General features: G+C 44.0%; 4 protein-coding genes. 3 read left to right on the top strand and 1 reads right to left on the bottom strand.

Annotation, left to right across the window (positions count from 1 at the left end; genetic code table 11):
- Window positions 1–212: 212 nt before the first annotated feature.
- Both HWQ41_RS20235 and HWQ41_RS20230 read left to right on the top strand, forming a co-directional pair.
- Entirely contained in the window at window positions 213–752 is a 540-nt protein-coding gene (locus HWQ41_RS20235) for a DciA family protein (protein ID WP_292766634.1), read from the top strand.
- A 469-nt stretch (window positions 753–1,221) separates the two neighbouring features.
- Window positions 1,222–1,536 (top strand): hypothetical protein, encoded by a 315-nt coding sequence (locus tag HWQ41_RS20230; protein WP_292766628.1) that lies wholly within the window; start codon window positions 1,222–1,224, stop codon window positions 1,534–1,536.
- Between the two features lie 127 nt (window positions 1,537–1,663).
- On the opposite strand, the gene menB is transcribed toward HWQ41_RS20230, so the two are convergent.
- Window positions 1,664–2,497 (bottom strand): 1,4-dihydroxy-2-naphthoyl-CoA synthase, encoded by an 834-nt coding sequence (gene menB, locus HWQ41_RS20225; protein ID WP_292766626.1) that lies wholly within the window; start codon window positions 2,495–2,497, stop codon window positions 1,664–1,666.
- A 141-nt stretch (window positions 2,498–2,638) separates the two neighbouring features.
- On the opposite strand from menB, the gene HWQ41_RS20220 reads away from it, so the two are divergent.
- Window positions 2,639–3,463, top strand: a complete 825-nt coding sequence (locus HWQ41_RS20220) for a DUF2887 domain-containing protein (RefSeq protein ID WP_292766624.1) — start codon at window positions 2,639–2,641, stop codon at window positions 3,461–3,463.
- Window positions 3,464–3,553: the final 90 nt, after the last annotated feature.

Here is a 3,553-nt window from a genome sequence, read left to right as displayed (position 1 = left end):
TTGTACTGAGCGTTGCCGTTGGCGCAGCCTCTCGTAGAGAAGTATTGGGCATTGGGCATTGGGCATTGGGGACTAGAAAAGAGAGATTTTCAGCTTTGTTGTGAACGATAGTTCATGGAAGTCTATCTTGGAAATAGAGTATAGGGCAGTGAGGGAAGCAAGGGAGAACTCCTCACTCCTCACTCCTCACTCCTCACTCAGCACTTTTAATGATGTCGTTGAAATCAATTAATGATATTTTAGGCGTTCTGGAAAAGCAGGCTAAATGGCAGGAGCAACCATTTCAACGCCTGCTCATGTTTTGGGCAGAAGTTGTTGGCCCAGTAGTTGCCGCACATACTCGACCATTGTCGATTCAGCGCGATGTTTTGTCGGTAGCAACTTCTAGTGCTGCTTGGGCGCAAAACCTGACTTTTGGTCGCACATCTCTGCTTTTAAAGTTGAATAAAAAGCTGCCAACACCTTTGGTTGATATTCGCTTTTCTACTGCTGGCTGGCAGAATCCATCTGTGGAGAGAAAACAGCAACAAACGGTTTTGCCCCATGAGCATCCCAGTTACCTTGGTGATGAGATTAGCCGTCCTGATGTTACACCCACTAAGGATGTAAATGCTGCTTTTGGAAATTGGGCTAAGGTCATGCGATCGCGATCGCATGACTTACCCCTTTGTCCCCAGTGTCAATCTCCCACCCCACCCGGCGAACTCCAGCGCTGGGAAGTCTGTTCTGTCTGTGCTGCTAAACAGTTTTGAAGGGAGTCAGTCTTGACCTCAATTAAAAGCAAAATAGTTTAGCGATTATTCGTTGAGCAGAATTTATACTGAAGTAACTTGCTGCTACCACATAAAATACTTATGAGTTCTTGATAAAAAAGATATTTTACTGCGAGAATCTACCGAATTTGGTATTTAAAGCAGACTATTTATCTTAAATTCTCTGCCTTAAACTATCCTTAAGGAGGAAGTTAAAAGGCTGGATAAATCAAAAGCTTTAGTTTTAGTCTTGATCCCTAATAAGTTTTAGCCAAAATCTATAGGTAAGCACTCTAAGAATTATTGAAATATATAACAAGATTATAAAAATATCCTGAAGTTTATTTTTCCCTTGGGATCGCTGAAACCTATAGAAAATAATGACTTTTTGGCTCTTATACGTCTTTATATATAGAAGCAAAATATAAGGATGAAATTCAGCCGGAAACGACACTAAAGATAAATCCAAATGAAACCCATTAAATTTCTAGCATCTGCCTGTAGATATTGCCGTCATTACCAGCCAGAGGGTCGCCGTGGCGGAATGTGCCAGCAGTTGGGCGCACCTGTTCAAGCAACTTGGAAGGCTTGCTCTTTGGCGCTCCCACCTTTTGCACCTTCTTGGGAAACCTTGGAAGATGCTTGGAGTTTGCCAGATGCAGCCCCAGTCTTAACATCTTCTCACTCCTTAGCCTCAGATTTAGACAATGCTGCTCTTGCCCCTGTAGAGGAAATAACTGCCTCTATATCTGAACAGGTAAAGAGTAAAGCAGTGGTTATTTAGTCATCCATTATTACTGAACTGAGTTTGTAGTCTGCTTAAAATAAAATTTGTTTTTAAGATATTTAGTGCTGTAAAAGTTGACATCTACAAAAATCGCACCCTTTAGTGAGGTGCGATTTTTGCAATTTTAAGGTAGCCAAGGAAAAGAGCGAAAATCTGGTGGACGCTTTTCGAGAAAGGCTTGTTTGCCCTCAGACCCTTCTTCGGTCATGTAATAGAGTAGCGTGGCATTGCCTGCGAGTTCTTGTAAACCAGCTTGTCCGTCACAATCAGCGTTGAACGCGGCTTTGAGACACCGAATTGCGATCGGACTTTTTTCTAAAATCTCCTGCGCCCATTGAATACCTTCCGCTTCTAGTTGTTCCACTGGGACGACGCAATTAATTAAGCCCATTTCTAGAGCTTGTTGGGCATCATATTGGCGGCAGAGAAACCAAATTTCTCTAGCCTTTTTTTGTCCCACGATGCGGGCGAGATAGCTGGCTCCAAAACCACCATCGAAACTGCCGACTTTGGGGCCAGTCTGTCCAAAAATGGCGTTATCGGCAGCGATGGTAAGGTCGCAAATCAAGTGTAGGACATGTCCACCACCGATCGCATATCCAGCCACTAAAGCAATCACAACTTTCGGCATAGAACGAATCAAACGCTGTAAGTCCAGCACATTCAAGCGAGGAATGCCAGTATCATCCACATAACCCGCATGTCCCCGCACACTTTGATCGCCACCAGAACAGAAGGCATATTTACCATCAGTGTGTGGCCCATAACCTGTAAATAGGACAACACCAATAGTAGTATCTTCACGAGCATCACAGAAAGCGTCGTAGAGTTCAAAGACCGTTTCAGGACGGAAGGCATTGCGTTTGTGGGGGCGGTTGATGGTGATTTTCGCAATGCCATCGTTTTTTTGATACAGAATATCTTCGTAGGTTTTGGCAGTTTCCCAGTTAATTTGCATTGGTATGGAGTGCGCTGTTGTGCTTGAGAATTTTATCGCGGACGTAGGGACAAGCGATACCTACGGTGGGCTACGCCTACGCTAAAATTGGTATCTCAAGCCTTTACAATCTGGTAATTGTCTGGGTGTTGAGGAATAAAAATGCGACGTGACACCATCTTCTACAAATTATTTAAGCAATTTCCCGGTTTGCTGTTTGAATTAGTAGATGAACCACCTCCAGAAGCGGAAAACTACCAGTTTGAATCAGTTGAGGTGAAAGAAACGGCGTTTCGGATTGATGGAGTGTTTCTACCTCCGGCGAATGCAGTTTCCAAAACCGTCTTTTTTGCAGAAGTCCAGTTTCAGAAGGATGAAGACTTATATCACCGCTTCTTTAGCGAATTGTTTTTGTTTCTCTACCGCCACTCTATTCGTTACGATGACTGGTTTGGAGTAATAATTTTTGGCTCTGGCAGCCTGGAACCTTCTTCCTCTTCCATTCACCGCGCTTTGTTGGAAAGTGGTCAAGTCAGGCGGGTTTATCTGGATGAGTTGGGGGATTTGCGAGAACAACCTTTGGGATTAGGTTTGATGTTGCTGACAAATGTGACTTCTGAAACGGAAGCAGTGGAAGGGGCGCGGTTTTTGCTGGAGCAAGCACGGCAACAATCGGAACAAGCGATAATTGATTTAGTGACGACGATTATCGTCTACAAGTTTTCTAACCTTAGTCGAGAGGAGATTGCAGCAATGTTGGGACTGAATTTGGAAGAACCACGGGCTATTCGGGAAGCGAAGGAAGAAGGAGAAAGAACGATCGTTTTACGACTATTAAATCGGCGCGTGGGTAATATTCCTGATGCGCTTCTGTCCCAGATTCAAGAGTTATCGGTGGAACAGTTGGAAGCTTTAGGTGATGCTTTGTTAGATTTCTCTACTCTTGCTGATTTAGAAAGGTGGTTACAAGATCAACCAAGAGGGTAAGTTTCACCCAGAGGCGCAGAGAAGGGCGATACCTGCGGTGGGCTACGCCTACGCTAAAATTGGTATCTCAAGCCTTTACAATCTGGTAAT

This window comes from Nostoc sp. NOS(2021), assembly GCF_017115025.1.
Classification (GTDB): domain Bacteria; phylum Cyanobacteriota; class Cyanobacteriia; order Cyanobacteriales; family Nostocaceae; genus Nostoc.
Note: the sequence above shows the minus strand (reverse complement) of the source record. Positions and strands in the feature narration are given on the sequence as shown.

Excerpts from the sequence above, each read along its gene's own strand:
- HWQ41_RS20235 (WP_292766634.1), top strand. The coding sequence starts at position 213 with ATGTCGTTGAAATCAATTAATGATATTTTAGGCGTTCTGGAAAAGCAG.
- HWQ41_RS20230 (WP_292766628.1), top strand. The coding sequence starts at position 1,222 with ATGAAACCCATTAAATTTCTAGCATCTGCCTGTAGATATTGCCGTCAT.
- menB (WP_292766626.1), bottom strand. The coding sequence starts at position 2,497 with ATGCAAATTAACTGGGAAACTGCCAAAACCTACGAAGATATTCTGTAT.
- HWQ41_RS20220 (WP_292766624.1), top strand. The coding sequence starts at position 2,639 with ATGCGACGTGACACCATCTTCTACAAATTATTTAAGCAATTTCCCGGT.